The sequence below is a fragment of the Stenotrophomonas maltophilia group sp. RY12688 genome (assembly GCF_052149045.1).
Classification (GTDB): domain Bacteria; phylum Pseudomonadota; class Gammaproteobacteria; order Xanthomonadales; family Xanthomonadaceae; genus Stenotrophomonas; species Stenotrophomonas sepilia.
In genome coordinates this window covers 2,609,981-2,636,280 of record NZ_CP197389.1, presented here as the reverse complement: position 1 = coordinate 2,636,280, position 26,300 = coordinate 2,609,981, and the positions used below count along the sequence as shown (strand labels likewise).

General features: G+C 63.7%; 23 protein-coding genes and 2 pseudogenes. 17 read left to right on the top strand and 8 right to left on the bottom strand.

What is annotated here, in order from left to right:
* Positions 1 to 466: 466 nt before the first annotated feature.
* From ACS0OT_RS12435 to ACS0OT_RS12425, 3 genes and pseudogenes are all read left to right on the top strand, one after another.
* Positions 467 to 874 (top strand): hypothetical protein, encoded by a 408-nt coding sequence (locus ACS0OT_RS12435; protein ID WP_065179543.1) that lies wholly within the window; start codon positions 467 to 469, stop codon positions 872 to 874.
* A gap of 76 nt (positions 875 to 950) precedes the next feature.
* On the top strand, positions 951 to 1,817 hold the full coding sequence (locus ACS0OT_RS12430; RefSeq protein ID WP_065179542.1) for a Smlt3025 familytype IV secretion system inhibitor: 867 nt from the start codon (positions 951 to 953) through the stop codon (positions 1,815 to 1,817).
* Positions 1,818 to 1,836: 19 nt separating this feature from the next.
* Positions 1,837 to 3,159, top strand: a pseudogene (locus tag ACS0OT_RS12425) (Smlt3024 family type IV secretion system effector).
* A 49-nt stretch (positions 3,160 to 3,208) separates the two neighbouring features.
* On the opposite strand, the gene ACS0OT_RS12420 reads toward ACS0OT_RS12425, so the two are convergent.
* Positions 3,209 to 5,350 carry a TonB-dependent siderophore receptor gene (locus ACS0OT_RS12420; RefSeq protein WP_442255833.1) on the bottom strand — a complete coding sequence of 714 codons (2,142 nt, stop codon included), beginning with the start codon at positions 5,348 to 5,350 and terminating at the stop codon, positions 3,209 to 3,211.
* Positions 5,351 to 5,422: 72 nt separating this feature from the next.
* On the bottom strand, positions 5,423 to 6,067 hold the full coding sequence (locus ACS0OT_RS12415; protein ID WP_065179539.1) for a TetR/AcrR family transcriptional regulator: 645 nt from the start codon (positions 6,065 to 6,067) through the stop codon (positions 5,423 to 5,425).
* Positions 6,068 to 6,146: 79 nt separating this feature from the next.
* Between ACS0OT_RS12415 and ACS0OT_RS12410 the strand changes: the two genes are divergently transcribed.
* Positions 6,147 to 7,670: an FAD-dependent monooxygenase gene (locus ACS0OT_RS12410; protein WP_329888823.1), complete on the top strand. Its 1,524-nt coding sequence runs from the start codon at positions 6,147 to 6,149 to the stop codon at positions 7,668 to 7,670.
* A gap of 8 nt (positions 7,671 to 7,678) precedes the next feature.
* Here ACS0OT_RS12410 and ACS0OT_RS12405 read toward each other — a convergent pair.
* The 6 genes and pseudogenes from ACS0OT_RS12405 to ACS0OT_RS12380 form a co-directional block, all read right to left on the bottom strand.
* Positions 7,679 to 9,383, bottom strand: a pseudogene (locus ACS0OT_RS12405) (ATP-binding protein).
* 390 nt (positions 9,384 to 9,773) lie between these two features.
* Positions 9,774 to 10,022: a hypothetical protein gene (locus tag ACS0OT_RS12400; RefSeq protein ID WP_005417258.1), complete on the bottom strand. Its 249-nt coding sequence runs from the start codon at positions 10,020 to 10,022 to the stop codon at positions 9,774 to 9,776.
* 113 nt (positions 10,023 to 10,135) lie between these two features.
* On the bottom strand, positions 10,136 to 10,381 hold the full coding sequence (locus ACS0OT_RS12395; RefSeq protein ID WP_005417256.1) for a hypothetical protein: 246 nt from the start codon (positions 10,379 to 10,381) through the stop codon (positions 10,136 to 10,138).
* A gap of 124 nt (positions 10,382 to 10,505) precedes the next feature.
* Positions 10,506 to 10,775, bottom strand: a complete 270-nt coding sequence (locus tag ACS0OT_RS12390; protein WP_005417254.1) for a hypothetical protein — start codon at positions 10,773 to 10,775, stop codon at positions 10,506 to 10,508.
* Positions 10,776 to 10,918: 143 nt separating this feature from the next.
* Positions 10,919 to 12,130, bottom strand: coding sequence for an MFS transporter (locus ACS0OT_RS12385; RefSeq protein WP_005417252.1), 1,212 nt, complete (start codon positions 12,128 to 12,130; stop codon positions 10,919 to 10,921).
* Positions 12,131 to 12,257: 127 nt separating this feature from the next.
* A complete protein-coding gene (locus ACS0OT_RS12380; protein ID WP_005417250.1) occupies positions 12,258 to 12,677 on the bottom strand; it encodes an HD domain-containing protein in 420 nt (139 codons plus the stop codon).
* 130 nt (positions 12,678 to 12,807) lie between these two features.
* On the opposite strand from ACS0OT_RS12380, the gene ACS0OT_RS12375 reads away from it, so the two are divergent.
* The 13 genes from ACS0OT_RS12375 (at position 12,808) to ACS0OT_RS12315 (ending at position 26,288) form a co-directional block, all read left to right on the top strand.
* Positions 12,808 to 13,065 carry a hypothetical protein gene (locus tag ACS0OT_RS12375; protein WP_005417248.1) on the top strand — a complete coding sequence of 86 codons (258 nt, stop codon included), beginning with the start codon at positions 12,808 to 12,810 and terminating at the stop codon, positions 13,063 to 13,065.
* Between the two features lie 35 nt (positions 13,066 to 13,100).
* A complete protein-coding gene (locus tag ACS0OT_RS12370) occupies positions 13,101 to 14,780 on the top strand; it encodes a type IV secretory system conjugative DNA transfer family protein (RefSeq protein WP_061480696.1) in 1,680 nt (559 codons plus the stop codon).
* Between the two features lie 424 nt (positions 14,781 to 15,204).
* On the top strand, positions 15,205 to 15,651 hold the full coding sequence (locus tag ACS0OT_RS12365) for a hypothetical protein (protein WP_032954281.1): 447 nt from the start codon (positions 15,205 to 15,207) through the stop codon (positions 15,649 to 15,651).
* A gap of 89 nt (positions 15,652 to 15,740) precedes the next feature.
* Positions 15,741 to 16,796, top strand: coding sequence for a virB8 family protein (locus ACS0OT_RS12360; RefSeq protein WP_019660295.1), 1,056 nt, complete (start codon positions 15,741 to 15,743; stop codon positions 16,794 to 16,796).
* Entirely contained in the window at positions 16,793 to 17,572 is a 780-nt protein-coding gene (locus tag ACS0OT_RS12355; protein WP_014037652.1) for a TrbG/VirB9 family P-type conjugative transfer protein, read from the top strand. Before ACS0OT_RS12360 ends, ACS0OT_RS12355 begins: the two co-directional genes overlap by 4 nt.
* Positions 17,569 to 18,840: a TrbI/VirB10 family protein gene (locus ACS0OT_RS12350; protein WP_053500185.1), complete on the top strand. Its 1,272-nt coding sequence runs from the start codon at positions 17,569 to 17,571 to the stop codon at positions 18,838 to 18,840. The genes ACS0OT_RS12355 and ACS0OT_RS12350 overlap by 4 nt, the downstream gene beginning before the upstream one ends.
* A 14-nt stretch (positions 18,841 to 18,854) precedes the next feature.
* A complete protein-coding gene (gene virB11 / locus ACS0OT_RS12345; protein WP_021202793.1) occupies positions 18,855 to 19,898 on the top strand; it encodes a P-type DNA transfer ATPase VirB11 in 1,044 nt (347 codons plus the stop codon).
* 3 nt (positions 19,899 to 19,901) lie between these two features.
* A complete protein-coding gene (locus ACS0OT_RS12340) occupies positions 19,902 to 20,885 on the top strand; it encodes a transglycosylase SLT domain-containing protein (RefSeq protein ID WP_425604521.1) in 984 nt (327 codons plus the stop codon).
* A 73-nt stretch (positions 20,886 to 20,958) separates the two neighbouring features.
* On the top strand, positions 20,959 to 21,369 hold the full coding sequence (locus ACS0OT_RS12335) for a TrbC/VirB2 family protein (protein ID WP_329889486.1): 411 nt from the start codon (positions 20,959 to 20,961) through the stop codon (positions 21,367 to 21,369).
* Entirely contained in the window at positions 21,362 to 21,670 is a 309-nt protein-coding gene (locus tag ACS0OT_RS12330) for a type IV secretion system protein VirB3 (protein ID WP_019660289.1), read from the top strand. Before ACS0OT_RS12335 ends, ACS0OT_RS12330 begins: the two co-directional genes overlap by 8 nt.
* 81 nt (positions 21,671 to 21,751) lie before the next feature.
* On the top strand, positions 21,752 to 24,193 hold the full coding sequence (locus ACS0OT_RS12325; RefSeq protein ID WP_329843975.1) for a VirB4 family type IV secretion/conjugal transfer ATPase: 2,442 nt from the start codon (positions 21,752 to 21,754) through the stop codon (positions 24,191 to 24,193).
* 45 nt (positions 24,194 to 24,238) lie between these two features.
* A complete protein-coding gene (locus ACS0OT_RS12320) occupies positions 24,239 to 25,036 on the top strand; it encodes a hypothetical protein (protein ID WP_329843974.1) in 798 nt (265 codons plus the stop codon).
* Between the two features lie 79 nt (positions 25,037 to 25,115).
* Positions 25,116 to 26,288, top strand: a complete 1,173-nt coding sequence (locus ACS0OT_RS12315) for a type IV secretion system protein (protein WP_329843973.1) — start codon at positions 25,116 to 25,118, stop codon at positions 26,286 to 26,288.
* Positions 26,289 to 26,300: the final 12 nt, after the last annotated feature.

The window sequence follows — 26,300 nt, the reverse complement described above, 5'->3', positions numbered from 1 at the left end:
GCCGCATGCGGGTTTCGCGAATGCCTACAGCCATCGGCGGGTCTTTGGCACCGCGAGCGCGCATGTCGTATACGGCTGGATAGGGCGTCCGGAAAGTACGCGTCGATGGTAGTCGCCTGCTGGCGAAGAACGCCAGTCAATGGACAACTCGACATCCACTGACGCAACTAACGTAGCGACGTGATCGATCAGGATTTCCCTGCTTTCCACCGCCGGTTCAGGGCGGTAACCATGTCCGCGCCAAGGCATTCGCCGTGGCCGGGATTGGCGTCCCGAACTTACGTAGTACAAGGCGTCGTAGTTGCAACGTATGTTGCGATCACGACAATGCACCTTCTGTCAGTTCATGGCGGATGGTGCGTGGGGGTCTTAGGGCCCGTCGGCTTTCGTACTACGTATCCGGCACGCCAACCCGCACCGTCCGCCACCTTGCATCTGCAGGTGGCCACATCGTGAGGTTGCCGTCATGCCCGAACGTCTTCCCGACCATCCCCGCCTGCATGCGCTGCTGGGCGCCGCCGTGCGCGATCTTCCCGCTGCCTTGGCCGAGACGCTGGAGGACGCGCTCCGCGAATCCGCCGAGTTCGTCACGCCATCGGCATTCTTTGCACATCTGGCAGGCCACGGCAGGAACCTGCGCGCTGATGGCGAGGCCTGGAGTGAAATGTGCCTGAGCCCCGGCCGCGCCTTCGACATGGCCCTGGCGACCCGCAGCATTTCGGGCATCACGGCGTTGACCGCGGTGCTGCACGCTGCGCATGTGGCGCGGGAGAGCGACGATCCCGCCTGCTGTCCCTCCGCCGCCGTGGTCGAGGGCCTGTTCAACGCCTGCCAAGTGCTGTCACTGCAGGTAGAGCGCTGCCTGGTTCCATGAAGGGCTGCGATGCGGTTCCTGTTCGGTTGACGCCCGGCTCCTTATAGTGGCGCTGGAACCCTGCAATGGAATGCCCATGCACGTGATGTCCCCGAGCCGTTGCCTGACGCTTGCACTTGCCGTCGCGGTGAGCGCCAGCGCATGTGCACGGTCACCGTCCACCGAACACGAAAGGAATCCCGCCATGTCCGGCGCAACGCAGACCGGCCGCACGATCAACGGCCACACCTATACCGATGCGCCCGTGGACGTGAAGCTCGGGCCGAATACCTTCCGCATTCCGGCCAACTACCTGGACAGCCAGATCGCACCGTGGCCAGGCGAGGGCGTGACGCTGGTCATCGAGTGGCCGGACATGAAGCCGACGGCGCCGGGCGCCCGGGCCAATCCGCGTACGAATGATTTCCGGAAGGAGATTGCTGTGGCGATCGACTACATCGATCGTGCGCCAATCGAAACATCATTGGAGCGCTTGTCCTCCAACCAGGCATCCACCGAGGAGGGGTCGGTGGAGCGAAAGGATCCTCGGGATCGGCTCGATCTGCGGATTGCGCAGCCCGATGTCATGGGCCTGACGCCTTACGCCATCGATGAAACGAGGATGGCGGTTTTCTCGAAGGAGTACGAAGCACGCTATGGACAACCGCCCACCCGCAATCCTGCCTATGAAGATGACTGGTACATCGCGCGCGCTCCCAACGGCAACCTGACCACATTCATCAAATGCGAAAACACGGCGTTCCGGGGGGACGGCGTTCGACTGCAGGGCGATCAGGTCATCAGTGAGCAGGGACAAGCCGCCGCGGGGTGCTTCCACTATTTCTCGGATGTGGAGAACAAGCTTTCCATCTCGCTGAACTACAAGCGGGCCTTCCTGGCGGACTGGAAGCGGATGGAAGATGCGGTGCGGGATGTTCTCGCGCGCTCCCGGGTCCGGAAGTGAGTGCATTCAGGAGCAGGCGATGGGCGGATTGACGCAAGAAAATCTCAAGATTCTGGCCAGCTATGCCAAGGCTGGAAACCGCGAGTTGTACTGGAACTATCTGTCGCAGCTGCCGGACGCGGATGGCTATGGGACGCTTGCGCTGGGCGTGGTTCGCAACGACAGCTTGCCTGGCCGCGTTGCAAACAGCTATGCACAGGAGTATGCCCGGCATTAGGAAGGCAAGGGCTCCGGCTTTCCCGACGCGCAGCTGAGCGAGCGCCAATGGGAGATGTTTGGGCAGACGCTTCTGCGCCAGGACCTGGAGCGACGCCTGTTTTGGATGGAGCAGGGGCGATCCGACCTGGCACTGAATCTTCCCGGCAAAGACGTGATGCTGGCTCACGACCGCGCATTTGAACGGCATGAACTCGATCCCAACTGCTGGACGCCGCGCGTGTTGCTGCAGGCGGCTGAACAGAAGAGCGGCCCCGAGAAGCTGGAGCAGATCTGGACCAACATGCTCAACAACGACTACGCCGGCGGCCCGCGCGTAGGCAATACCAGTGTCGATGCCATCAGCCAGATGGGATGGGCGAAGGGCGGCCAGTACCTCACCCGGTTGAGCGTGCTGGAAGCCACTCAGGCATTGGAAGGGCGCTCGGCGGTCGATCCGAACGTCATCGGTGGCAACAGCTACTACGCAATGTACTTCGCAGCGGACAGGAAGTGGGCCAGTGTCAGCGCGGGCGGCGGCCACATGTCGATGCGGGAGATCACCGATCCGGCCCGCATCGCCGAGCTCAACGACGCGCGCGAGGTTCGTCTGGAGCGCCAGGAAAAACGCACCCAGTTCCACCCGGACGACCCGTACCGGACCATCACCCGCAGCCCGCTGACCGCAGCCGTGGACGACGTGCCGGATTTCTCGCAGGCACCGACCCGCCTGGCCGACATTGGTCCGGGCCACCGCGACTACGCACTGATGCAACAGGTGCGCGAAGGCGTGGCCGCGATCGATGCCGGCGCCGGGCGTACCCACGACGAGAACAGCGAGCGCCTCGTAGCGAGCGTGATGGCATTGGCCCGTCGCAACCAGCTTGAACGGGCCGACCATGTGCTGCTGAGCGCGCAGACCGCCGAGCATCCGGCCGGCCGCAACGTGTTCGTGGTGCAGGGCGAGATGAGCGATCCCGCGCATCTGCGAGCGGTCATGCCTACGGACACGGCAGTGCAGACGCCGGTCGAACACTCGCTGCGGCAGATCGAGGCCGCCAGCCTGGAACGACAGCAGGCGGCCATGCAGCGCCAGCAGGACAACGACGTCCACGCGCGTGACAACCCTGCGATGCGGATGGGCTGAGGTTACGCAGCAGAGCCGAGCGGGCGCCCGGCTCTGCTGGAAGGCCTTCTCAGAAGCTGTAAGCCGCCTGCACATACACCCGCCGCGGCTCGCCCGGGAAATGCCCGTTGCGCTCGATGAAGCCGCTGGCCGCGTACACCTTGGCGAACAGGTTCTTGACGTTGGCCTGGAACTGCCACTGCTTCCACGTGGTCTTCCAGCTCATGTCGAATACCGTGTATGCCTTGACCGCCTGCCCATCCAGGCTGACACGCTCGCCCACATGGTCGGCGCCGAAGCCGATGGCCGAGTTGATTGACGGCAGGTCGTAGCGCGTCCACACGCCGAGCTTGTTGCGTGGCGCATTGGCGAAGCGGTCGCCGGAGGCATTGGTGATGCCGTTCGGTCCGGCATCCTTCACCCGTGCGTCGTTGTAGGCGTAGGTCAGGTTCACCACCCAGCGCTCGGTCACGTCGGCCAGCAGGTCCAGTTCCATGCCCGTGCTGCGTACCAGGCCCAGTGCAGCGAGTTGGTTTACCCCGCCGATCACCTCGCCGGTGGCCTGCACGATGTTGCTGCGGTCGATGCGGTAGGCCGCCATGTTCAGGGTCACACGGTCGGCCAGCAGGGATTTCAGGCCGATTTCCCATTGCCTGCTGCGCTCAGCGTCGAAGGGCCCACCGGCCGACGGATTCTGGTTGGCGGCACTCTGCGGCACGAAGCCACTGGCGACGTTGGCGTACAGGTTCACGCCGTCCCGGGCGGCAAAGGTGCTGCCCAGACGCCAGCTGAGCGCATTGCCATCGACGCTGCTGCGACCCATGCGGTCCTCATCCTTGAAGCCATCCCAGCGCAGTCCGGCCAGCACATGCCAGCGCGTGCCCAGTGCAAGCTCATCCTGCAGATAGCCGCCGTAGCGTTTGCTGCGGGTGGCGGTGCTGCGCCAGGGTAGTGCGGCCAGGTTGTAGTCGTGCCAGGTGCTCGCGCCATAGACCGGGTTGAACAGGTCGATGCCGCGCACAGGGCCGGCGCCGCGTGCCAGGTCGGCGCTGTTGGCGGTCTGCGCGGTGAAGTCGGCGTCGAGCTGATACACGTCGGCACCGAACAGCACCTTGTGTTCGATACGGCCGGTGTTGATCCGCCAGACGGCATTGCCGCTGGCGGTGAAGGCCTCGTTGTCGCGGATCTGGTTGCGCAGCTGGCGCGTCATCCACTCGGCCACGCCGTCGCGATCACGATCAATCAGCCCCATCGGCTCGTGGTACATCTGGTGCTCGTTGTTGCTGAACCAGCGCGCGGCAATGTCCACGTCCAGGTTGTCGCGCGGTGCGAAACGATACTGCGCCAGTGCGACCTTGGCGCGCATGTCGAGGAAGTCACTGGCCTCGTTGTGGTTCCATCGCCGGTCGGTCAGGAAGCTGCCGGCATCGTTCACCGGCACGCCGCGCAGGCGGTTGCCGCCCAGGTTCTGGGTGATGTCGGTGAACTGCAGCACCAGTTCGCCGGTCTGGCCGACATCGAAGGCCAGCGAGGCATCGCCGATCACGCTTTCGCTGTCGGCATTCCAGCGCACGCCCTGCTCGCTGTCGGCATACAGGCCGGCGCGATAGCGAATGCTGCCGCTGGCATTCAAGGGGCCCGTGCCTTCGATCGATCCGGCGCGGAAGTCCTTGTCGCCTGCCTGCAGCTCGATGCGGCGTTCGGCGCGCGCCTTGGGCTTGCGCGTTACATAGTTGATGACACCGCCCGCATCACCACCGCCGTACAGCGCACCGGCCGGACCTTTCAGCACTTCCACGCGTTCGATATTGAACAGTTGCGGCACCGAGAAGCCTGCATAGGGATCACCGCGCAGGCCGTCGTAGAGCACGTTCTCCTGGCGGAACCCGCGGAGGGTGACGCCGGCATAGCTGAAGAAGCTGATGCCGCTGATGCTGCGGTACAGATCGGTGACCTGGCGCGCCGCCTGGTCGTCGATCAGCTCGCGCGGCACGACCTGGATCGACTGCGGTACCAGTTCCAGCGGGGTATCGGTGCGGGTGCCGACGGCCGCATCGTTGGTGCGATACAGGGTCTGCGCGCGGCCGCGGACTTCCACTTTGTCCAGGTCCTTCGGGGGGTCAGCGAAGGCCTCGGAAGCCAGTGCAGGTGTAGCCAGGGAAAGGGGCAGCGCCAGGCAGAGGGCGCGCTTGAGCGGGGTTGGAAAGGGCATGAGGGACGAGGCTGGGCTGCAAATGAGAAAGATTAGCATTTGCAGTGCTTCGGGACCTATCCCCCGGATGCACTATGGACGCGGGCCCGGGTCGGTATACGGGGTGCCGGCCAGGGCCACCAGCACGCCGGTGCCGCCGCGTACGATCAGCTGCAGCACCGCCTGGCGCGGATCCTCACCCTCCTGCTGGCTGGCCAGGCCTCCCTGATAGGCCGCCACCATCGACGCCAGCAGCATCGCCGCACCCAGGCGTGCCTCGGCATCATCCGCTGGCCGCCCGACCGCGCTTGCCATCAACAGCGTGAGGTCGTCGGCCAGCAGTGCCTGCAGCCGTCGCGCGTGCGCGACCAGCACCGGACTGTCGGCCACGGTGGCCCAGAAGGCCGCTGCACCGGAGTTGATCCGCAACAGGGGATGGCCGCTGTCGAGCAGCTCCCTCACCAGAGACTGGAAGGCGGCCAGCGGCGTCATGCCGCGGCGCGCCGCCATGCCCTCGCGCAGCAACGCCCGCGCCTCCTCGTCGCGGTCGAATACCAGGTCCTCCTTGCTGGCGAAATAGTTGAAGACTGTCTTGCGCGAGACCCCGGCGGCCTTGGCGATCTCGGACATCGACACCGCCTCGAAGCCACGCCGGATGATCAGCGCGGTGGCGACATCGGAAATTGCCTGTCGGGTCTGTGCCTTGCGTTGCTCGCGACGGCCTTGGGGCGGGGTCATGGCGGTTGGCTTGTGTAAACGTACACCGAGTGTAACATTGTGCGCACCACAGCGCCGGGCCGGCGCAGGGGGGAACCTGATGCTGTACGACGTTGTCATTGCCGGGGCCGGCCCGGTCGGCTTGTTCCTGTCCTGCGAGCTGGCCCAGGCCGGCTGTTCGGTCCTGCTGCTGGAGCAGGCTGAGTCGCCCGATTCAGCCCTGAAGCGCCTGCCATTTGGCCTGCGCGGCTTGAACGCGCCCACGTTGGAAGCGCTGGATCGGCGCGGCCTGCTGGACGCGGTCGCAGCCCGCCAGGTGCTGAAGCCGGACAAGAGCGCACCGCCGCCCGGCACCGCCCATTGGTTGGCACAACCGCGGCCGCTGGGAGGCCACTTCGCCGGCATTCCGTTCGCGCTGGATGACGTGAAAAGCGGGCGCTGGCGTGATCGCCTGCCGACCCCGGTACCCACCCAGATGGCGGTGGAGCTGCAGTCGCTGGAGACGGTGCTGGCCGAGCGCGCAGTGTCGCTGGGTGTGCAGATCGAGCGTGGCTGTTCGGTGCAGGCAGTGCAGGCACACGACGCACAGATGCAGGTGCAGACCGGTCGCGGGCTGATGCGGGGCCGATGGCTGGTCGGTTGCGATGGCGCCCGCAGCACGGTACGCAAGCACTCCGGCTTCGAGTTCGCAGGGACGGCGCCCGAGTTCACCGGGTACACGCTGCAGGTTGAACTGGCCGATCCGTCGGTGCTCACCCCGGGGCGTCAGTTCACCGAATACGGCATGTGCAATTTCAACCCGCCGGGCGTGCTGGCGCTGGCCGATTTCGACGGTGGCGCAGGCCACCGCGGGCCACTGGACCTGCACGCCGCCCAGGCGTTGCTGCGGCGGGTGTCCGGGCGCCAGGCAACGATCACCGCGTTGCATCTGGCCACCACATGGACCGATGCCGCGCGCCAGGCCACGGCCTATCGCAGCGGCCGCGTGCTGTTGGCTGGTGATGCGGCGCACATGCATTCGCCGCTGGGAGGGCAGGGCCTGAATCTCGGCATCGGCGATGCGATGAACCTGGGGTGGAAGCTGGCCGCCGTGGCGCGAGGCGACGCCGCCGAGACGCTGCTGGACAGCTATCAGGCGGAGCGCCATCCGATCGGCGCGCGGGTGCTCGACTGGTCGCGTGCGCAGGTGGCGTTGATGCGACCAGGCCCAGGGCAGCGCGCGCTGGCGGCGGTCTTCGCCGACCTGGCCGCGACCCGCGACGGTGCCACCTATCTCGCTGAGCGGTTGTGGGGCGTGGCACAACCACCGGTGTTCAACGGCGAGCATCCGTGGGTTGGCCAAAGCGTGCCTGACGTCCAGCTGGCCAATGGCGATCGCATGGGGGAGCTCCTGCGCGCAGGGAAGGGCGTGCTGCTGGGGCTCGATACCGGCGTTTCACTCGGCCCGGTCTTTGCGCGCTGGCAACGCTCGGTTCCCTGCGTGATATCCACGGCGCGCGATGCGATGGGACTGGGTGCGTTGCTGGTCCGCCCTGACGGTATTGTGGCCTGGGCCTGCGATGCTGGCGGCGACACGTCGGGGCTGGAGTCTTCGCTGGAACGCTGGTTCGGTTTGCCGTGGTGAACGGCGCGCTAGGGGGATGCCATCATGGCCTGGGCGCGGTGCCCGGTCTCGGTCATCACCGAGGCCAGCTGCTTCAATGAGTACGGCTTGCGCAGCAGGGTGAAGCCATGGCCAGGATCCCGCGCCAGCAATTCGCTGTAGCCGCTGGTGAGGATCACCGGAAGCTCCGGGAAGCGGGCGCGGATGGCACGGGCCAGATCCAGGCCGTTCATGCCTGGCATTACCACGTCGCTGAACACCACATGGAAGCGCGCGGCATCCCGTTCCAGCTCGGCCAGGGCCTCGTCCGCATTGCGTGCAAGGACCACGCTGTAGTCGAGTTCGCGCAGGGCGCCCACCGCAAATTCGGCCACGTCGACGTTGTCTTCCACCACCAGCACGCAGACGCCATGACCATGCTGCAGCCCCGATTGCGCCGCCGGCCGTTCCGCCGTTTCTCCTGCCTGCGCCAGTGGCAGATACAGCGTAAAGCGGGTACCGGCGCCGGCCTGGCTCTGCACGTCCACCTCGCCTTCTGACTGCTTGACGAAGCCGAATACCTGGCTGAGACCGAGTCCGGTCCCAGCGCCCACGCTCTTGGTGGTGAAGAACGGCTCGAAAATGCGGTCAACCACCGGCAGGGTCGATGCCCGCTCCGGTGTCGGTCACACTGATCGCGGCAAAGTCGCCCTTCATCGGCGCGGCGAAGCGCACCGAAGGCACGGCGGTTACCCGTTCCACTTCGATGGTCACCCGGCCGTGTCCCTCGATCGCGTCGCGGGCATTGACCGCGATGTTGATCAATGCGGTGTCCAGCTGGGTCCGGTCCAGCAGTACCGGCATCGGTGTATCGGGCAATGTCAACGACACCTGGATGCGCGCGCCAAGTACCGTGGTGATGATATCCGAGAGCGCGTGCACGCTTTCGCAGAGGTCGAAGACCTCCGGCGACAGGCTCTGGCGACGCGAGAATGCAAGCAGTTGCGCGGTCAGCTTGGTGGCGCGGTCCGACGCTGTTGCAATGGCCTGGATGTAGCGGCGCCGGGTGTCGTCTGCCGGCCACGTGTGCAGGAGCATGTCTACCGAACCGGTGATGACCTGCAGCAGGTTGTTGAAGTCGTGGGCCACCCCGCCGGTGAGCTGGCCGATCGCCTCCAGCTTCTGCGACTGGCGCAGCTGCTCGCGGGCGCGCACCAGTTCCAGATGGGCCTCCCGCGCCTGCTCGGTGATCGCCGCGACCTGGCGGCTGTGCAGGTCGCGCTCGATCACCCGTTCGGTCTGTTCGCTGACCACGCACAGGATGCCGGCCACACTGCCGCAGCCGACGCGCAGCGGCGAATAGGAGAACGTCCAGAATGTTTCACGCAGCGTGCCGTCGCGATCCATCATCAACGGGAGGTTCTTGAAGCTGCGGCTGGTGCCGGCGAAGGCATCGTTGACGGCCTGCACCACGTCCGGCCATACGTCCTCCCAGACATCCTCCAGGCGATTGCCCATCGCGCGGTGCAGTTTTTCCCCCAGCATGGGCAGGTACGCATCATTGAAGAAGAACGCCTTGTCTTCCTTGCCCCAGGCAAGCCACAGGGGTTCTGGCGAATCCAGGATCATCGCCAGTAACGTGCGAAGTTCGGCGGGTGCGCTTGCGGCAGTGGCCGAGCGGGCCCAGTCACTGTCCTGCAGCAGTCGGTAGGCGAGCTGATCAGGTGCAGAGACTGGCAGGGGAAAAGGATGCATGGCCGCCATTGGCGCAGGAAGGTGGCGCAGGAAGGTGGCGCAGCATAGCCGAGCGCATGTCATGACGCTCTGCACACCGCCGACATGAAGGCCTCGCCACTTCGCCGCCGACGTGGCAGCGATGCACCCCTTGTTCCGCAGGTTGCCGCTATCGCGGCGCAGCGCGAAGGGAGGCGGAGCTGGCCTGAGCGGCGGGTCTAGCCCTCACGACCTGCCTGCGCGGTGAGCGCATCCCGGCCAGCCTCGGTGAGATCGATATCCCCGTCCTCTGCCTGTACAGCCCATCCGGCGGTCACCGCCCAGGTTGCGGCATCACCGCGCACCGGTTCTGCAGCGGCGATCGCTTGGAGTATTTTCCGCTGTTCCGCAGTCATTATCACGTCGCGGTCCTCAGATACCCAGCAACGACGCCGGTTGCCAGTCCGACAGCCTGGCATGGCTGACCGGCTGATGGCAGCCGCACCCGTCGCAGCGGAACAATGCTCCACCTGGCAAGTGCACCAGATTGTCCTCACTGGCCGAACTGGTCGATGTGCAATGCCGGCAGGTGACCGTGAGCGCGGTGATGCGCTGCACGCCCCCTGACAGATCGAACACGGCCTCGAACGCGCGAATGACAGGGTGGGCAGTGTCCGGCATCTGAATCTCGACAGGGTGGGGAGACCTCATCGTCGCGCGCCGGTTGTGATGGGCCAGTCAGCCAGGTGCATGGACATGATCAAGCCAGCTGCGGCAACCGGCAGCGCTCCATTTCAGAGATCCTTTTTCTTTCCGCTCAGGTCCAGCGGCTTGTCACTGCCGCCGCGCTCGCTCGACCACACTTCCACACCCTTGTTGCAACGGCTCTCGCGGGCAGCGACCTCGCGTGGCAGATCCTTCAGATGGGGTGACTCTTGGCAGGTCGGATGCATGGCGCTGTCGTCGTAGGTGGCGCAGGCGCTGAGCGACGCCAGAGCGATGGCAGTGAGGGTGGCGCGGAATGAAGGCTGCAGGTTCATGGGGTGGCCTCGGGTAATGCCAGGATGGTCATGGAATTCAAATCCGTGACGCCGGGCATGCACAATCGGACCCATTGCACTTGTTATTCTGTAACAAATGCGCGATAGTCCGGCCCCTGCTGGGTCAGGCGATGCAGATCATCAGCACCATGCACAGCGCCACCATCAGCACGAACACACGACGGCTCAGCGCCAGGCAGGCCAGATAGGCTGCGAGCGCCCAGGCAGCCAGCAGTGCGCAGGCCACCACCCACAGCCCGATCCCCATCATCGAATCGGCTGCCAACGCGGACAAGGCGATGGCCTTGGACAACGCCACCCCCAACACGCTGCCCAGCATGCCGGCCTGCAAGGCGATGGCATCGTGGCGGGCAGGGGCGCGAGGGTGGTGCATTGCGGGTCCGGTGCAGGCCTAGAAAACGGCGTCGGCTGCACTGTGCCCAAATGCACATCCACGAAATGTGTTCATCGCGCGTCAGGAGCGCGACGAAGCCGGCTCAGTCGAACGGTTGACCTGTGGATGCGGTCGTCCGTTCTTCAGTGGTTGCCGGCGGCGACGGTCTTGCGCTTCCTGTCCAGCATCACCGCCACGCACCACAGCAGCAGGCCGCCGATCGCGGTGGCTGCACCGACATAGCCGGTACTGGCCGGGCTGAAGCCGGCGCTGATCGCCATGCCGCCCAGCCACGGGCCGAGTGCGTTGGCGGTATTGAAGGCGGCGTGATTGGAGGCCGCCGCCAGCGTCTGCGCTTCGCCGGCCACGTCCATCAGGCGCGTCTGCAGCACCGCCGCCAGCGCACCCATGGTGCCGACCGTGATGATCATCGGGCCGATGGTCCACACCGACTGTGCGGCCAGCGGATACAGCAGCAGCATCACGATCGACCACAGCAGCACCACGGCGGCGGCCTTGAAATGGAACTTGTCCACCAGCCAGCCACCGGCGATGTTGCCGATGATCGCGCCGATGCCGAACACGCCTACTGCCAGCGGCATCCACGATTCGGCAACGCCGGTGACCTGCACGAGGGTGGGTGCGAGGTAGGTGAACACGCAGAACATGCCGGCGAAGCCGACCGCACCGATCGCCAGCGCCAGCCACACCTGGGGAGTGTTGAAGGCGCGCAGTTCGCGCATCGGCGAGGTACGCACTTCGTCCGGGTCCGGCAGCAGGAAGCGCGCGATCATCGCCACCGTGGCAATGGCCAGCACGCTGACCAGGGCAAAGGCGGTGCGCCAGCTCAACTGCTGGCCCAGCCAGGTGGTCAACGGATTGCCGACCAGGATCGCGATCGACAGGCCCAGCAGCACCCGCGACATCGCCTGGCCGCGCTGGCCGGCAGGGCTGATCGCAGCGGCCACCAGCATCGCAACGCCGAAGTAGGCGCCATGCGGCAGGCCGGCGACGAAGCGTGCCACCAGCATCGTGCCGTAATTCGGTGCCAGCGCGCTGGCCAGGTTGCCGATCGCGTAGAAGCCCATCAGCGCCAACAGCAGCTTGCGGCGCGGGAAGCTGGCACCCACGAAGGCGAGGATCGGGGCACCGACCACCACGCCGATGGCGTAGGCGCTGATCAGGTGCCCGACCTGGGTTTCGGAAATCGACAGGCCGCGGCTGATCTCCAGCATCAGCCCCATGCTGGCGAATTCGCTGGTGCCGATGGCAAATCCACCCAGCGACAGGGCGAGGATGATCAGGGTGCGCTGGCGGGGCGTCAGACGCGCAGCCAGGGAAGAGTTGGGGCTCATGCGGAGGCGCGATGGGGCGGGGGAGCCGTCCATTGTACTGCTGCACTGCAACAGGAGCAGCAGCACTCAGGGTAAATCAGCGTTTGATCGGTGACACGCCGGCCCTCCGCGCCGCCTCGCGGCGGGCTCAGATGCCCAGCGCCGCCCGGGCATGAGCGTATTTGTCGCGAAGGCGCCCTGCCGTGGTCCCGTCCAGCATCGCCAGCCGCTGTGGATCGGCGTTGTCATCCAGATCGGCGCGCTTCACTTTCAATGCAAGCGGGTGGGCGGCAATGCGCGCGTAGTAGCTGTCCGCGTCAGGAGCCGCATCGCGGTTGAGCAGTTGCACCGCCTCGCGCAGCGGCGCCGGAAATACCTCGATCCGCGCGGCAAACGCCGGGCAGTCCTCGGCCACGTCATGCAGCCAGGCCACCACTTCGGCGTCATCGTCGCCGCGCACGGCGGCCGCCACCCGCGCCACATGGCCGATATAAGGCTGGCCGGCCTTGTCGAACTGCCCCGCGTGCGCCTCGGTGGCCAGCGTACGGGCAAGTGCTACCCAGTCCATTGCAGTCTCCTTGGATATCCGCGCACAGTTTCGCGCAAGAGCCGCAGCGGTTGTGGATGCGCCCATGACGCTGCCACGGGCATGATGGCGAGGCAGGGGACGCAGTGTTGCCCCGACAAGGAGGAGTGAGATGCAGGAATTCAGGCATGTGCTGGAAACCCGTGGGCGCTATCAGCTGGTAGCGGTGTCCTACGAGCCGGTGTACGCTCCCGGCGATGTGGTCGGCCATGCGGTCGTCGCCGACGATGGGGATCGTCTGACCGACCTGATATCACTGGCCGAAGCGCGCCAACGCTTGCTGCAACTGGTGCGTGAAGAGGGCGAGGAGCCCGGGCTGGAAAACGAGAACCACCTGCGGAAGAAGGCGTCGCGCTGGCGCCACCGCTAGGCCGTCGCGCCGCGTGCGCATCATGGAGGATTCGGGTGTTGCCCAGTAAGAAGTATCTGCTCATCGCCATCATCACGCTGGCGACCCTGCTGCTCGGTTTCGTGTTTTCCGGCTATCTGACCCTGCTGTTCCTGGGGCTGGACACCCAGCTGTTCACCTGGAACACCTACTACCAGTACGTCCACGCCATCGGCCAACCGCAGGTCGCGCCCTTCGTGGGCAAGATCAAATGGGCTGGCTACGTGGGCTTCGGCCTGCCCCTGCTGGTGCTGCTGGTGGCCGGCCTGGTGCTGCTGCTGAAGAAGGACAAGCGCTCGCTGCACGGCGACGCGCGCTTCGCCACCGGCGCCGACCTGGCCAAGCACGGCATGTTCAAGAAGACCGGCCAGAGCATCGTGGTCGGCAGCCATGGCGGCAAGCTGGTGCGCCTGGATGGCCAGCAGTTCGTGATCCTGGCCGCGCCGACCCGCTCGGGCAAGGGCGTGGGCGTGGTCATCCCGAACCTGCTGGAGTACGGCGAATCGCTGGTGGTGCTGGACATCAAGCAGGAGAACTTCGACCTGACCAGTGGCTGGCGCGCCAGCCAGGGCCAGGAAATCTACCTGTTCAATCCCTTCGCCGAGGACCGGCGCACGCACCGCTGGAACCCACTCAGCTACGTCTCCGATGATCCGGCCTTCCGCGTCTCGGACCTGATGAGCATCGCCGCGATGCTGTATCCGGACGGGGCCGAGGACCAGAAATTCTGGGTCAGCCAGGCGCGCAACGCGTTCATGGCCTTCACCCTGTACCTGTTCGAGAACTGGGACGACGAGCGCAGCAGCGGTTTCCCGGGCGGCGCCGGCACCCCCACGCTCGGTGCGGTGTACCGTCTGTCCTCCGGCGACGGCACCGACCTGAAGAAGTACCTCAAGACCCTGTCGGAGCGGCCGTTCCTCAGCGCCAACGCCCGTTCGGCGTTCGCCAACATGCTGTCGCAGGCCGATGAGACCTTCGCCTCGATCCTGGGCACCTTCAAGGAACCGCTCAATCCCTGGATCAATCCGGTGCTGGACAAGGCCACCAGCTGCAACGACTTCCTGCTGACCGATGTCCGCAAGAAGAAGATGACCATCTATATCGGCATCCAGCCGAACAAGCTGGCCGAGAGCCGGTTGATCATCAACCTGTTCTTCAGCCAGCTGATCAACCTCAACACCAAGGAACTGCCCAAGTCCAACCCGGACCTGAAGTACCAGTGCCTGCTGCTGATGGACGAATTCACCTCGATCGGCAAAGTGGAGATCATCGCCTCGGCGGTGTCGTACATGGCTGGCTACAACATCCGCCTGCTGCCGATCATCCAGAGCATGTCCCAGCTCGACGCCACCTATGGCCGGGAAGTGTCACGCACCATCATCACCAACCATGCCCTGCAGATCCTGTACGCGCCGCGTGAGCAACAGGATGCCAATGACTATTCGGACATGCTGGGCTACACCACGGTGCGCAAGAAGAACGTCACCCATGCCCGCGAAAAGACCCACAACTTCACCGAGGAACGGCGCGCGCTGATGCTGCCGCAGGAGCTGAAGGCGATGGGGCCGGACATGGAGGTGTTCCTGTATGAGGGCATACCGCATCCGGTGAAGTGCGACAAGATCCGCTACTACAAGGACCGCTACTTCACTTCGAGGCTGCTGCCGAAGGTGGACGTTCCGATGCTGAACGTCTAATTCACGACGCTTAATTTGTGAATTTGATTCGAAGTTAAGAATGTGAATTCGTGATTTCGGTCAAGAATTTGGCATTTGTTCATGGATTTTCAGACTTGTCTGACATGGAATTGACGCGTGGTTGTGCGACCCTGTGCATGTCGTCCAGAAGTGTGTGCTGGATGTCGAAGATGTAGCAGCAGGGTGGCCAGGAGTTTGTGCCATGGAAACAAGGATGGTTTCGACGTTGGTGAGGTATGCGGATGTGTTGTCGGCTGCGCCGATGGCCCCGCGACCTGGTTGGCAGCCTTTGGGCTGCAGGGGAGCCGGAGTGGGTGCGCTGCACACAGCGTGTCCCTCCGATTCCGGCGTGCGCGATGCAGCGCCGGACGACCAGGGGACCAATGCTCGGGACTGCTTTTTCGTACGTCAAAGTGAAGCCCGTATGAATCAGGCGTTTATCGCGAAAATGTCCATCGCCGCAGTGGCGGCGCTGATGGTGGCCGGTTGCGCCACCAAGTCCGCTCCGGATTTCGGAGGCCGCTGGAAGCCGGTCAACCGCTTTGCTGCGACGACGACCGAAATTCCGCTGTACTCCAGCTACGTCTACCAGGCCTCGCCGATGGATGGCACGCTCAAAGCCATGCTCGAGCGTTGGGCCAAGGATTCCGGGCGCACGCTGGACTACCGCCTCAGCTCGGATTTCACCCTGTATGGCGCGGTCTCGAACATCGACACCACCAACGCACAGCAGGCCGTGATCGATCTGACCGCAGCCTATGCGGCGCAGGGCATCTCCGTCTCCATCGTTGGCAACCAGATCGTTGTGCAGAGCGCTGGCTCGACGCCGACCGCGTCGGCGCAGGGCGCTGATTCCAACAGCGGCACCTGAGTCCACCTCGAAATCATCGAACGTGCCGCTCCCCGCGCCTGTCGCAGGGGTGCCACGCCCATTGATGTTTCAGCAGTACGGAAGAATCCATGTTCCGCAAGAAGGATCCCGGCAATAGTCCCAAGGTCGAGCAGTCGGTCGCCAAGGCGGTCAGCTACGAGATCACCGTGGCCGACATGGCGCGCCGCAGCGAGCGGCGCGCGTGGTGGGTCGCCACGGGCTCGTTGTTGATGTCGCTCGCCTTGGCGGGCGGCTACTACTACATGCTGCCGCTGAAGGAGAAGGTGCCGTTCCTGGTGATGGCCGATGCCTACACGGGTACCGCGACCGTCGCGCGCCTGAGTGGCACCTTCCAGGGCGAGACGATCACCACCAACGAAGCGATCAATCGCAGCAACGTCGCCCAGTACGTGCTCGCGCGCGAATCGTACGACTCGGCGGTGATGGGGCTGCGTGACTGGGAACTGGTGTTCGTGATGTCCACCGATCCGGTGGCGCAGTCCATGCGTGTCCGCTATGCCGGCAACAATCCGCAGAACCCGTTCGTGATGTATGGCCGCGAACGCGCGATCCGGGTCAAGATCCTCAGCATCACGCCGCTGGGCGCAGAACCGAACGGCAGCTTCCGCGGCGCTTCGGTGCGCATCCAGCGCAGCCTGCTGGACAAGCGCACCGGCGTCTCTACCTACCTGGACAACCAGCTGGTGACGATGCGCTTCGAGTACAACCAGAACCTGGCGTTGTCCGAGCAGGATCGCATCCTCAATCCGCTGGCGTTCCAGGTCACCGAGTACCGCGTCGACAACGACTACTCGCGTGGCGTGCCGGTGCCGGATGACGGCGCCATGCAGGCACAGGCGCAGCAGGCCGCGCAGGCCGCGCAGCAGGCGCAGGGTGTCTACGATCCCAACAATCCGGCCGCGGCCACCATGATCGACCCGGCCACCGGCCAGCCGGTCGCGGTGCCAGCCAACGGCCAGGTACCGGGTCAGGCAATGCCGGGACAGCCTGTACAGGGCCAACCGATGCCGGGTCAGCCGGTGCAGGGGCAAGCAATGCCGGGGCAGGCCATGCCCGGACAGCCGGCCATGAGGCCGGCGCAGAACAATTCCACCGGAACTGCTGATGGAGCAAGCAACCGATGAGTAGTCGAAATATCAGGGGAAGCGCGCTGGCGCTGCTGTCGATGTTGTCGTTGCTGTTCTCAGCAGCGGCGATGGCGCAGGCGGTTGACCACTACGAGTACGAGAAGGACCGCATCTATCCGGTTCGCACCGGCCTGGGCCTGACCACCCAGATCGAGTTGAGCCCGAACGAGAAGATCCTCGACTACAGCACCGGCTTCAGCAGCGGCTGGGAACTGACCCGTCGCGAGAACGTGTTCTACCTCAAGCCGAAGAACGTCGACGTCGACACCAACATGATGGTGCGCACCGAGACCCATTCCTACATCTTCGAACTGAAGGTGGTGGCCACCGACTGGCGCCAGCTGGAGCAGGCACGCCGTGCAGGCGTGCAGTACAAGATCGCCTTCGTCTATCCCAACGACACCGTGTTCGGTGTCGCCCAGGAAGCGGTCGAAGAAGAGGCCAAGCCGTTGTTGAGCTCGGAACTGGCCAAGGACCGGCAGTACAACTTCAACTACTCCTATTCGACCAGCAAGGCGAAGAAGATGGGGTGGCTGATCCCGGTCAACGCCTACGACGATGGTCGTTTCACCTACCTGAAACTGCCGAATTCGCCGGAGTACAAGACCGGCATCTTCCCGGCGGTGTTCGGTCGTGAAACGGAATACGGTGAAGACTTCGTGGTCAACACCACGGTTGAAGGCAATACGCTGATCGTGCACGGGACGCACCCGTACCTGGTCATCCGCCACGGCGACTTCGTCGTCGGCCTGCGAAGGAACGTGAAGAAATGAGCCAGCAGAACACTCCCGGAAACGACCCGAACAACGGACGCGACGAAAGCCAGAGCCCGTACGGCGCACAGGGTGCCGCGGACGCGCCGTCGAATCCCTACTTCGGCACGACCCAGGCCGAGCCTGCGCCGGATCTGGATGCGGCCGCACCGCAGCTGCGCTCTGCCGAAGAGCAGCGGTTGAACCGCAAGGCGCTGCTGTTCCTCGGCGGTATCGTGCTGCTGCTGGTGGCCATGGGCTTCCTGCTGTTCCGGAAGGGGCAGGATGACAAGAATGCCGTGCAGAAGGTGCCGGAAGTTGCGCGCGTGTCTACGCCGACGCTGCCGGACGCCGTGCAGACGGATCCGGTTCCGTCGCAGGCGATGCAGCCCGCTGACCCGATTCCGATGCTGCCACCGCTGCCGCCGCAGGAGAGCAATGCCATTTCGCCAGCGATGATGGGCACGCGTCAGGAGCGCGAGATCGAGCGTGGCCCCTCGCTGCTTGATCGCCGCATTGCCGGGTCTGGCGGTGGCGTGGGTGGCATGGGTGAAGGGCAGGGTCAGGCTGGGGGTCCTCCTTCATCCTACGAACAGGCCATGCTCGCCACGCTGCAGGCGCAGAACGGCAACACCGCTCCCGCAAAGGTTCGCCGCGGCCCGGACGTCGAGGATGTCTCCAGCGCCACCTACATCCAAAGCCCCGATGCGCTGCTGGTGCGTGGCACCTACCTGCGTTGCGTGCTGGAAACCCGCATCATCACCGACCTCGCCGGCTACACCTCGTGCCTGCTGACCGAGCCGGTGTACTCGATCAACGGTCGCAACCTGCTGCTGCCGAAGGGTTCCAAGATCTATGGCGCCTACGGCGGCGGTCCGATGGGCAAGCGCGTGGAAGTGATCTGGGATCGCATCACCACACCGAATGGCATCGACGTTGCGATGTCCAGCCCGGGCGTGGATCAGCTGGGTGGCGCCGGTCATCCGGGCCAGTACAGCGCGCACTGGGGTAGCCGTATCGCATCGGCGCTGATGATCAGCCTGATTTCCGATGCCTTCAAGTATGCGGCCGCCGAGCACGGTCCGGAGACCACGACCATCGCCAACAATGGCATGACGGTGCAGTCGCCCTACGAGAGTGCTACCGCACGCACGATGGAGCGCCTGGCCAACGAGGCACTCAGCAGCAACCGTCGTCCGCCAACCGTCACCATCAACCAGGGCACGATCGTGAACGTCTACGTCGCCAAGGACGTCGACTTCACCAACGTGCTGCACCCCCGCCGGTAACCCAACGAACGATCATGGACGCCGAAGTGTCACCCCTCGCCCTCGTCTCCAGCGATTTCCTGCGCTATCAGTACGAAGTGCTGGGCATCGCCGAGTACATGACCTCTCCGGAAGTGACGGAAATCTGCATCAACCGTCCCGGTGAGCTGTACCTGGAAACCCGGGCGGGGTGGCAGCGGGTAGACGTGCCGAGCCTGACGTTCGAGCGGGCCCGGCAGTTCTGTACGGCAGTGGTGAACGAGAGCAACACCGGCCAGCGCATCACCGATGCCGATCCGGTGGTGTCGCTCACGTTCCCCACCGGCCAGCGTGCGCAGTTCGTGATTCCGCCGGCCTGTGACGCGGGGAAAGTGTCGATCACCATCCGTCTGCCGTCCAAGCACACCAAGTCGCTCACGCAGTATCACGAAGACGGCTTCTTCAATCAGATCCTGGAAAGCGATGGCAGCATCAGCGAGCAGGATCGCGAGCTGCTGGAGCTGCGTCATTCGCGCGAGTACGCCGAGTTCTTCCGACGTGCGGTGATGTACCGCAAGAACATCGTGGTATCCGGTGCGACCGGCAGTGGCAAGACCACCTTCATGAAGGCGCTGGTCAACCATATCCCGGACAACGAGCGCCTGGTCACCATCGAGGACGCACGCGAGCTGTTCCTGACCCAGCCCAACGTGGTGCACCTGTTGTATTCCAAGGGCGGGCAGAGCACCAGCAATGTGACGGCCAAGAGCTGCATGGAAGCCTGCCTGCGCATGAAGCCCGAGCGCATCATCCTGGCCGAGCTGCGCGGTGACGAAGCGTTCTACTTCATCCGCAACTGCGCGTCCGGCCACCCGGGCTCGATCACCAGCTGCCATGCCGGCAGCCCGGAGCAGACCTGGGACCAGCTGGCGCTTATGGTGAAGGCTTCAGCCGAAGGTTCGGGCCTGGAGTTCAACGTGATCAAGCGGCTGTTGATGATGACCATCGACATCGTTGTGCATATCAAGGCGCATGCCGGCTCGCGCTACATCACCGGCATCGACTTCAATCCTGGGCGTGCCCAGGGGCAGGAGGGCTGAGGGATGCTGCCAGGACTGGAAATGATGGCGTGCCCAGAGATGGCCGTGTCGATGGATGTGATGCAGCACGTCATCAACGTCGAATCGTCGCGCAATCCCTACGCCATCGGCGTGGTCGGCGGTGCACTGGTGCGGCAGCCCAAGGCGTTGGATGAAGCGCTGGCGACGGTGCGCATGCTGGAAGAGAAGGGCTACAACTTCTCGATCGGGCTGGCCCAGGTCAATCGCTACAACCTGGGCAAGTACGGCCTGGATTCCTACGAGAAAGCCTTCCAGCAGTGCCCGAACCTGCAGGCGGGTTCGCGCATCCTCGCCGAGTGCTACAAGCGCTCCGGGGGGGATTGGGGCAAGTCGTTCAGCTGCTACTACTCGGGCAATTTCGAGACCGGCTTCCGTCACGGCTACGTGCAGAAGATCTACGACTCGATCCGCCGCGGCCAACAGGTTGCCAGCAATGGTGTTGCGCCGATCGACGTGGTCAGTCGCGGTGAGCGCCGTACAGTGAAGGTCGAGCATCACCCGCAGCTCGCTTCGCCGGCGCAGGCGCGCATCGTTGCTCAATCCAATGGCCCGGTGTACGTGCCGTCCGAAGACCCCGCACGCGCCTATGTGCTGTACCCGTCCACCGGGGCGATGGCGCGGGGTAGTTTGCTGAATCTCGCCGACCAGGCGCTGTCCAAGGTGGTGCTGGGTTCGGTGGACAGGATGATGCAGCCCCAGGCGCAACCCAGCCAAGGGGCCATCTATCCCCAGCAACAGGCCGGTGGCATGCCGCAGCAGCTGCCTCAGCAGCGTGCTGCGCAGGCGATGGCCATGCCGCAGCAGTTGCCAGGCGCTGCCGGCGCCGGCAATGAGGGGCCCGTGATGCTGCGGCCCTGGAGCGAGCGCAACCAGCCTGTCGCCGGTGGCGACAATTCATTCAACGCACCGGTGCAGGCTGCGCCGGTGCAGCAGATTCCCGCAGGGGATGCGGCCTTCGTGTTCTGACGAAGTCGTGGTGCGGCCAGTCCCCCGGCTGGTCGATTCAGTTGTGTTAGTCCATCAACAAGGAAATCAATCCATGAAGCGATCCAATCTCGACCTCGTCCAGGCCCAGCGCACGCTGAAGACCCTGCTGATGGCCACGATCTTCGTTGGCGCACTGTTCGCCCCGCAGGTGTTCGCCACCGGCACCGACTTCGGGGGTACCGACAAGAAGGTCTGCGGTTTCTTCTCCAACATCAACGGCCTGCTGAACATGGCCTCCATCGCCGTCGTGACCATTGCGGTGATCTTCGCCGGCTACCAGATCGCCTTCGCGCACAAGCGCATCGGTGACGTCGCGCCGATCCTGATCGGTGGCGTGCTGATCGGTGCCGCAGGCCAGATCGCGCGCATGCTGCTGGGCGAAGGCAGTGATGGCAAGTGCGGTGGCGGCACCGGCACTACCTACTACCTGATCAACAACGCGATCCAGTACTACAGTGCATAAGAACGTTGTGTTCCGCGGCTGCACGCGCCCAGCAATGTTCCTGGGCGTGCCCTACCTGCCATTTTTCATGGTGGCAGGTGGGTTGCTGCTGCTCAGCATGTACACGAACTTCTGGTTCCTGCTCACCATCCCGGTGGCGGTCTTCATCATGCGGCAGATGGCCAAGCGTGACGAAATGATCTTCCGCCTGTTGGGCCTGCGCCTGATGTTCAAGCTGAAAGTCCGCAACGTGCAGGAACACGATGGCATGTGGGTGTTCAACCCCAACCATTACCGCGACAAGCCGGCCCGAATGGATTGAGGTCCGGATCCGGCCCGGCGGGCGCCAGCGCCCGTCGGGTCTGTTGAAACTTCTTGGCAGTACCTCTTTGGAAGCAGTCGTATGTTCAGCCCAGACACCTCCATCAGCGAGTTCATTCCATTGTCGTCGCACGTCGCCCCGAACGTGGTCAAGACCACGGGCGGCGACTACCTGCTGACCTGGCATCTGGAAGGGTTGCCGTTCGTCGGCCGTGAGGAGTGGGAGCTGGAGCATCGCCACAACACGTTCAACCGCCTGCTGCAGACGCTGCGTGCTCCCGACTTCGTGAACGTGGCGTTCTGGGTGCATGACATCCGTCGTCGCCGCACGCTGAAGGGCAAGAGCAACTACAAGCAGCGCTTCAACCAGGACGTGTCCGATCAGTACATGGGCATGCTGTCCTCGCAGCGCATCATGCAGAACGAGCTGTACCTGACCATGATCTATCGCCCCGTGGTGGCGGGTAAGCGCTTCGTCGAGAAGTCGGCGAACGTGGACAAGCTGCGCGCGGAGCAGGAGCAGGCAGTCGAAAAGCTGATGGAACTGGCCGGCAACGTCGAGGCCGTGATCCGCGACTACGCGCCGTATCGCCTGGGCATGTATGAGGCCAAGAATGGCGTGGTGTTCTCGGAAACGCTGGAGCTGTTCGGCTACCTGATCAATCGCATTGACGAGCCGGTCCCGGTGCTGTCGGCACCAATCAAGGACTACCTGCCGGTCAGCCGGCACATGTTCTCGTCCAAGACCGGTGACTTCGTCATCAATACCCCCAATGGTGCCAACCACTTCGGCGCCATCCTGAACATCAAGGAGTATGCCGAGGGAACTTACCCGGGCATCCTCAACGGCCTGAAGTACCTGGACTACGAGTACGTCATCACCCATTCGTTCAGCCCGATGGGGCGTCAGGACGCGCTCAAGGTGCTCGACCGCACCAAGGGCATGATGATCTCCTCCGGCGACAAGGCAGTCAGCCAGATCGTCGAGCTGGACCAGGCGATGGATCAGCTCTCGTCGGGTAATTTCGTGCTCGGTGAATACCACTTCATCATGGCGGTCTACGGCGACACCCAGGCCAAGCTGTCGCAGAACGTCGCTTCGACCCGCGCAGAGCTATCCAACGCCGGCTTCGTGTCGACCAAGGAAGACCTGGCGGTTACCTCGTCCTTCTATTCGCAGCTGCCGGGCAACTGGCGCTATCGCACACGCTTGGCCAATGTCAGCTCGCTGAACTTCCTGGGCCTGTCGCCGCTGCATAACTTCGCGACCGGCAAGCAGCACAACAACCCGTGGGGCGATTGCGTCACCACGCTGCAGACCACCAACGGCCAGCCGTACTACTTCAATTTCCACGCGACCCATCCGTCAGAGAACTCGCTGGGCGAGAAGGCGATCGCCAATACCATGGTGATTGGTAAGTCCGGTACCGGTAAGACCGCGCTGATCAACTTCCTGCTCAGCCAGGTTCAGAAGTACGAGCCGTCGCCGACCATCTTCTTCTTCGACAAGGACCGTGGTGCGGAGATCTTCGTGCGCGCCTGCGGTGGTAACTATCTGGCCCTGGAGAACGGCGCGCCGACCGGCTTCAACCCGTTCCAGTGCGAGAACAATGAAGCCAACGTGCAGTTCCTGGCCGACCTGATCAAGGTGCTGGCCGGCAAGCGTGAGTACAGCGCCCGCGAGGAAGAGGACATCTACCGCGCAGTGGAGAGCATGCTCGATACGCCGATGCACCTGCGCAGCATGACCAACTTCCAGAAGAGCCTGCCCAACATGGGCGACGATGGCCTCTACGCGCGCATGCGCCGCTGGACCTCGGGCAATTCGCTGGGCTGGGTGTTCGATAATCCGGTCGATACCGTCGACCTGAGCAAGGCCAATATCATCGGCTTCGACTACACCGACATCATCGACAACCCCGAAGTGCGCGTGCCGGTCATCAATTACCTGCTGCACCGCCTGGAGTCGCTGATCGATGGTCGTCCGCTGATCTACGTGATGGACGAATTCTGGAAGATCCTGGACGGCGAGGGTGGCCTGAAGGAATTCGCGAAGAACAAGCAGAAGACCATCCGTAAGCAGAACGGTCTGGGCATCTTCGCAACGCAGAGCCCGGAAGATGCACTGAAGAGTGACATCTCCGCCGCGCTGATTGAACAGACCGCCACGCTGATCCTTCTGCCCAACCCGAACGCCAGCAAGAGCGATTACATGGACGGCCTGAAGCTGACCGAGGCCGAGTTCAGGGTGGTTACCGCCCTGGACGAGCGCTCGCGCTGCTTCCTGGTCAAGCAGGGCCATGCGTCCAGCGTCTGCCAGCTCAACCTGCGTGGCATGGACGACATCCTCTCGGTGATCTCGGCCTCGACCGACAACATCGACATCATGCATCGGGTGTTGCAGACCGCTGCAGTCCGCAACCGGATCACCGTGGATGAGCTGACGCCGGAGCAGTGGCTGGAAGATTTCTACAAGAATCGAAAGGGTTCGGGCAAGACGGCAAGTACGGAAGCTGTGGCGTGAGTCGGGTGTCCCGACGCTCTTGAACGACCGACTATGGAGACGATGATGAACAGTCTGAGCAAGAACAGGAAGAAGGCCGGTATGCCGCGCAGCACGAGACTGAGCGCGTTGGCATTGGGCGCCGTGATGTCGTTGGCAACCACGACGGCGAACGCAGGCTGGCCGGTGTTTGATTACTCGAACCTGATGCAGGCCATCTATGAGTACAAGAACTCGATCACCAGTTACGCGGCCGACGCTGCCGAGTATGCCGAGCAGGCAGAGCGTTGGAAAAGGACGCTGGACCAGTACGCTCAGGCGCTGGTGAAGGTGCAGGCGCAGATGCGCAAGATCGGCCTGCCGGAAGGGCAGCCGTTGGTACCCGTGCCTGCGGACTATCTGGTGGCGGAGACCTGTGGCAGCAAGAGCAGTTTCTCGCCCGGTGATCTCTTCAAGAGCCTTGTGTTCAATCCGACCGGGGACATCAAGGAGCAGCAGACCCAGATCTGCGTGAACATCCGCATGATGCAGAATCGCAAGTACAACGATTCGGTGATGTTCCTCGTGCAGTCCATTCCCCAGATGGAGTCGGGCCTGAAGGAAATTTTCGATCTGCGCATCCTCAGCAATGATCAAGGCAACGTCCAGGGTTCGGACAGCGAAGCGACGCGCATGGCCAACAATCTGGAAGTGGCAGCACAAAGCTGGGAAGGACGGATGCGTTCCTACGATGCCTACATCGAAGTCATGGAAGCCAACCAGAAGATTGTGGCACAGGCGGCGCTCAAGGGTGATCCCACCAAGACTCTTGCGAGCGATCTGGTGAAGACCGTCGCGCTGAAGACGGCACTGTCCATCGATTAAGGCCGGCGGTGGGGTAGGCGGAGCAAGTGCATGGGCGTCGCCACCGGTGGAAAAGCAGTATTACCAAGGGATTGCAGGAATGACGATCAGGTCGATTGCCAACTTTGATTTTTCGGGCGGGTTCCAGGATCTGATGGAGCACGCTGTGCGTATCCAGTCGATCGGCGACTTCGTGTTCTTCAAGCTGATTCTTGACTACCTGCGCGACAGGATTGGCAAGTTCGGCTTCCATTTGATGGAGAACATGATGACGTGGGTCGGCGGCATCGCGCTGACCCTGATGACCCTGTGGGTGCTGGTACAGGGCTATCGGATCGTCACCGGCCGCAGCCGGGACTCGATGATGATCCTGGTGACCAACATGGCGCGCGCCGCCCTGATCGTGGCGGTGGCGACGAGCATGGGCATGTTCGGTCGCGACCTCCATGAATTCCTGACGGAAGACGTGAAGGGCCTGATCACGCACGTTGTGACCGGCAAGGATGAAAAGCCCGAGGCGCAGATCGACAAGAGCCTTGCCTGGATGCAGGTGGCGCTGTCCAGCATCGATGGCATCAAGATTCTCAATGATCCCGAGCTGCAGGCTGACAAGACCCGTGCGATGTGGTTCATCGGCCTGGGCACGGGCGGACCTGCAGTGACGGCAGGTTCCATGTTGCTGCTGTATGAGGTCGCCATGGCCTTGTTCATTGGCTTGGGACCACTGTTCATTCTGTGCCTGCTGTTCGATCAGACCAAGCAGTTGTTCCAGCGATGGCTGTTCTACGGTATTGGAACCATGTTCTCCATGGCGGTGCTGGCGGCGATGGTCTCGATCGCGCTGGACATGGTGATCCGCGTGTCGGCCTCGTTCTGGATGACGGCGCTTGTGAACAAGTTCCCGCTCATGGGCGCGTCCAGTGACGGTATGACCAGTCAGGCGATGCAGCAGGGCGGCATGGGATTGATCCTGACGACCTTGATTCTGACTGCGCCCCCAATGGCGGCCATGTTCTTCCAGGGCACCTTGGGTAGCTTCATGGCATATTCGCAGATAGGTGGCAGCCCGGTGGCACAGGCGCCTGGCCCGAGCGGGCAGCCGCCGGGTAGCTATACACCGGCGCAGACGAAGGACGGCAGTAGTGCGAACACAGCAAGTGGAGCCTCAGGGGCTGGCGCTGGATATACGGTCATGGGCAGCCACAATGCGGGGCAAGGTGCGCAGCAGCAGGTAGGCAAATTCGGGAACGCTGGAGTGAGCGCTGGAAGTTGAGTTGATTGTTTG

What these genes read in the sequence shown, in the direction of transcription:
- ACS0OT_RS12385 (WP_005417252.1), bottom strand. Translation starts at nt 12,130, where the DNA reads ATGAGCCCCAACTCTTCCCTGGCTGCGCGTCTGACGCCCCGCCAGCGC.
- ACS0OT_RS12415 (WP_065179539.1), bottom strand. Translation starts at nt 6,067, where the DNA reads ATGACCCCGCCCCAAGGCCGTCGCGAGCAACGCAAGGCACAGACCCGA.
- ACS0OT_RS12400 (WP_005417258.1), bottom strand. Translation starts at nt 10,022, where the DNA reads ATGCCGGACACTGCCCACCCTGTCATTCGCGCGTTCGAGGCCGTGTTC.
- ACS0OT_RS12380 (WP_005417250.1), bottom strand. Translation starts at nt 12,677, where the DNA reads ATGGACTGGGTAGCACTTGCCCGTACGCTGGCCACCGAGGCGCACGCG.
- ACS0OT_RS12365 (WP_032954281.1), top strand. Translation starts at nt 15,205, where the DNA reads ATGAATCAGGCGTTTATCGCGAAAATGTCCATCGCCGCAGTGGCGGCG.
- ACS0OT_RS12430 (WP_065179542.1), top strand. Translation starts at nt 951, where the DNA reads ATGCACGTGATGTCCCCGAGCCGTTGCCTGACGCTTGCACTTGCCGTC.
- ACS0OT_RS12350 (WP_053500185.1), top strand. Translation starts at nt 17,569, where the DNA reads ATGAGCCAGCAGAACACTCCCGGAAACGACCCGAACAACGGACGCGAC.
- ACS0OT_RS12315 (WP_329843973.1), top strand. Translation starts at nt 25,116, where the DNA reads ATGACGATCAGGTCGATTGCCAACTTTGATTTTTCGGGCGGGTTCCAG.
- ACS0OT_RS12325 (WP_329843975.1), top strand. Translation starts at nt 21,752, where the DNA reads ATGTTCAGCCCAGACACCTCCATCAGCGAGTTCATTCCATTGTCGTCG.
- ACS0OT_RS12410 (WP_329888823.1), top strand. Translation starts at nt 6,147, where the DNA reads ATGCTGTACGACGTTGTCATTGCCGGGGCCGGCCCGGTCGGCTTGTTC.
- ACS0OT_RS12335 (WP_329889486.1), top strand. Translation starts at nt 20,959, where the DNA reads ATGAAGCGATCCAATCTCGACCTCGTCCAGGCCCAGCGCACGCTGAAG.
- ACS0OT_RS12390 (WP_005417254.1), bottom strand. Translation starts at nt 10,775, where the DNA reads ATGCACCACCCTCGCGCCCCTGCCCGCCACGATGCCATCGCCTTGCAG.
- ACS0OT_RS12340 (WP_425604521.1), top strand. Translation starts at nt 19,902, where the DNA reads ATGCTGCCAGGACTGGAAATGATGGCGTGCCCAGAGATGGCCGTGTCG.
- ACS0OT_RS12360 (WP_019660295.1), top strand. Translation starts at nt 15,741, where the DNA reads ATGTTCCGCAAGAAGGATCCCGGCAATAGTCCCAAGGTCGAGCAGTCG.
- ACS0OT_RS12320 (WP_329843974.1), top strand. Translation starts at nt 24,239, where the DNA reads ATGAACAGTCTGAGCAAGAACAGGAAGAAGGCCGGTATGCCGCGCAGC.
- ACS0OT_RS12355 (WP_014037652.1), top strand. Translation starts at nt 16,793, where the DNA reads ATGAGTAGTCGAAATATCAGGGGAAGCGCGCTGGCGCTGCTGTCGATG.
- ACS0OT_RS12375 (WP_005417248.1), top strand. Translation starts at nt 12,808, where the DNA reads ATGCAGGAATTCAGGCATGTGCTGGAAACCCGTGGGCGCTATCAGCTG.
- ACS0OT_RS12420 (WP_442255833.1), bottom strand. Translation starts at nt 5,350, where the DNA reads ATGCCCTTTCCAACCCCGCTCAAGCGCGCCCTCTGCCTGGCGCTGCCC.
- ACS0OT_RS12395 (WP_005417256.1), bottom strand. Translation starts at nt 10,381, where the DNA reads ATGAACCTGCAGCCTTCATTCCGCGCCACCCTCACTGCCATCGCTCTG.
- ACS0OT_RS12435 (WP_065179543.1), top strand. Translation starts at nt 467, where the DNA reads ATGCCCGAACGTCTTCCCGACCATCCCCGCCTGCATGCGCTGCTGGGC.
- virB11 (WP_021202793.1), top strand. Translation starts at nt 18,855, where the DNA reads ATGGACGCCGAAGTGTCACCCCTCGCCCTCGTCTCCAGCGATTTCCTG.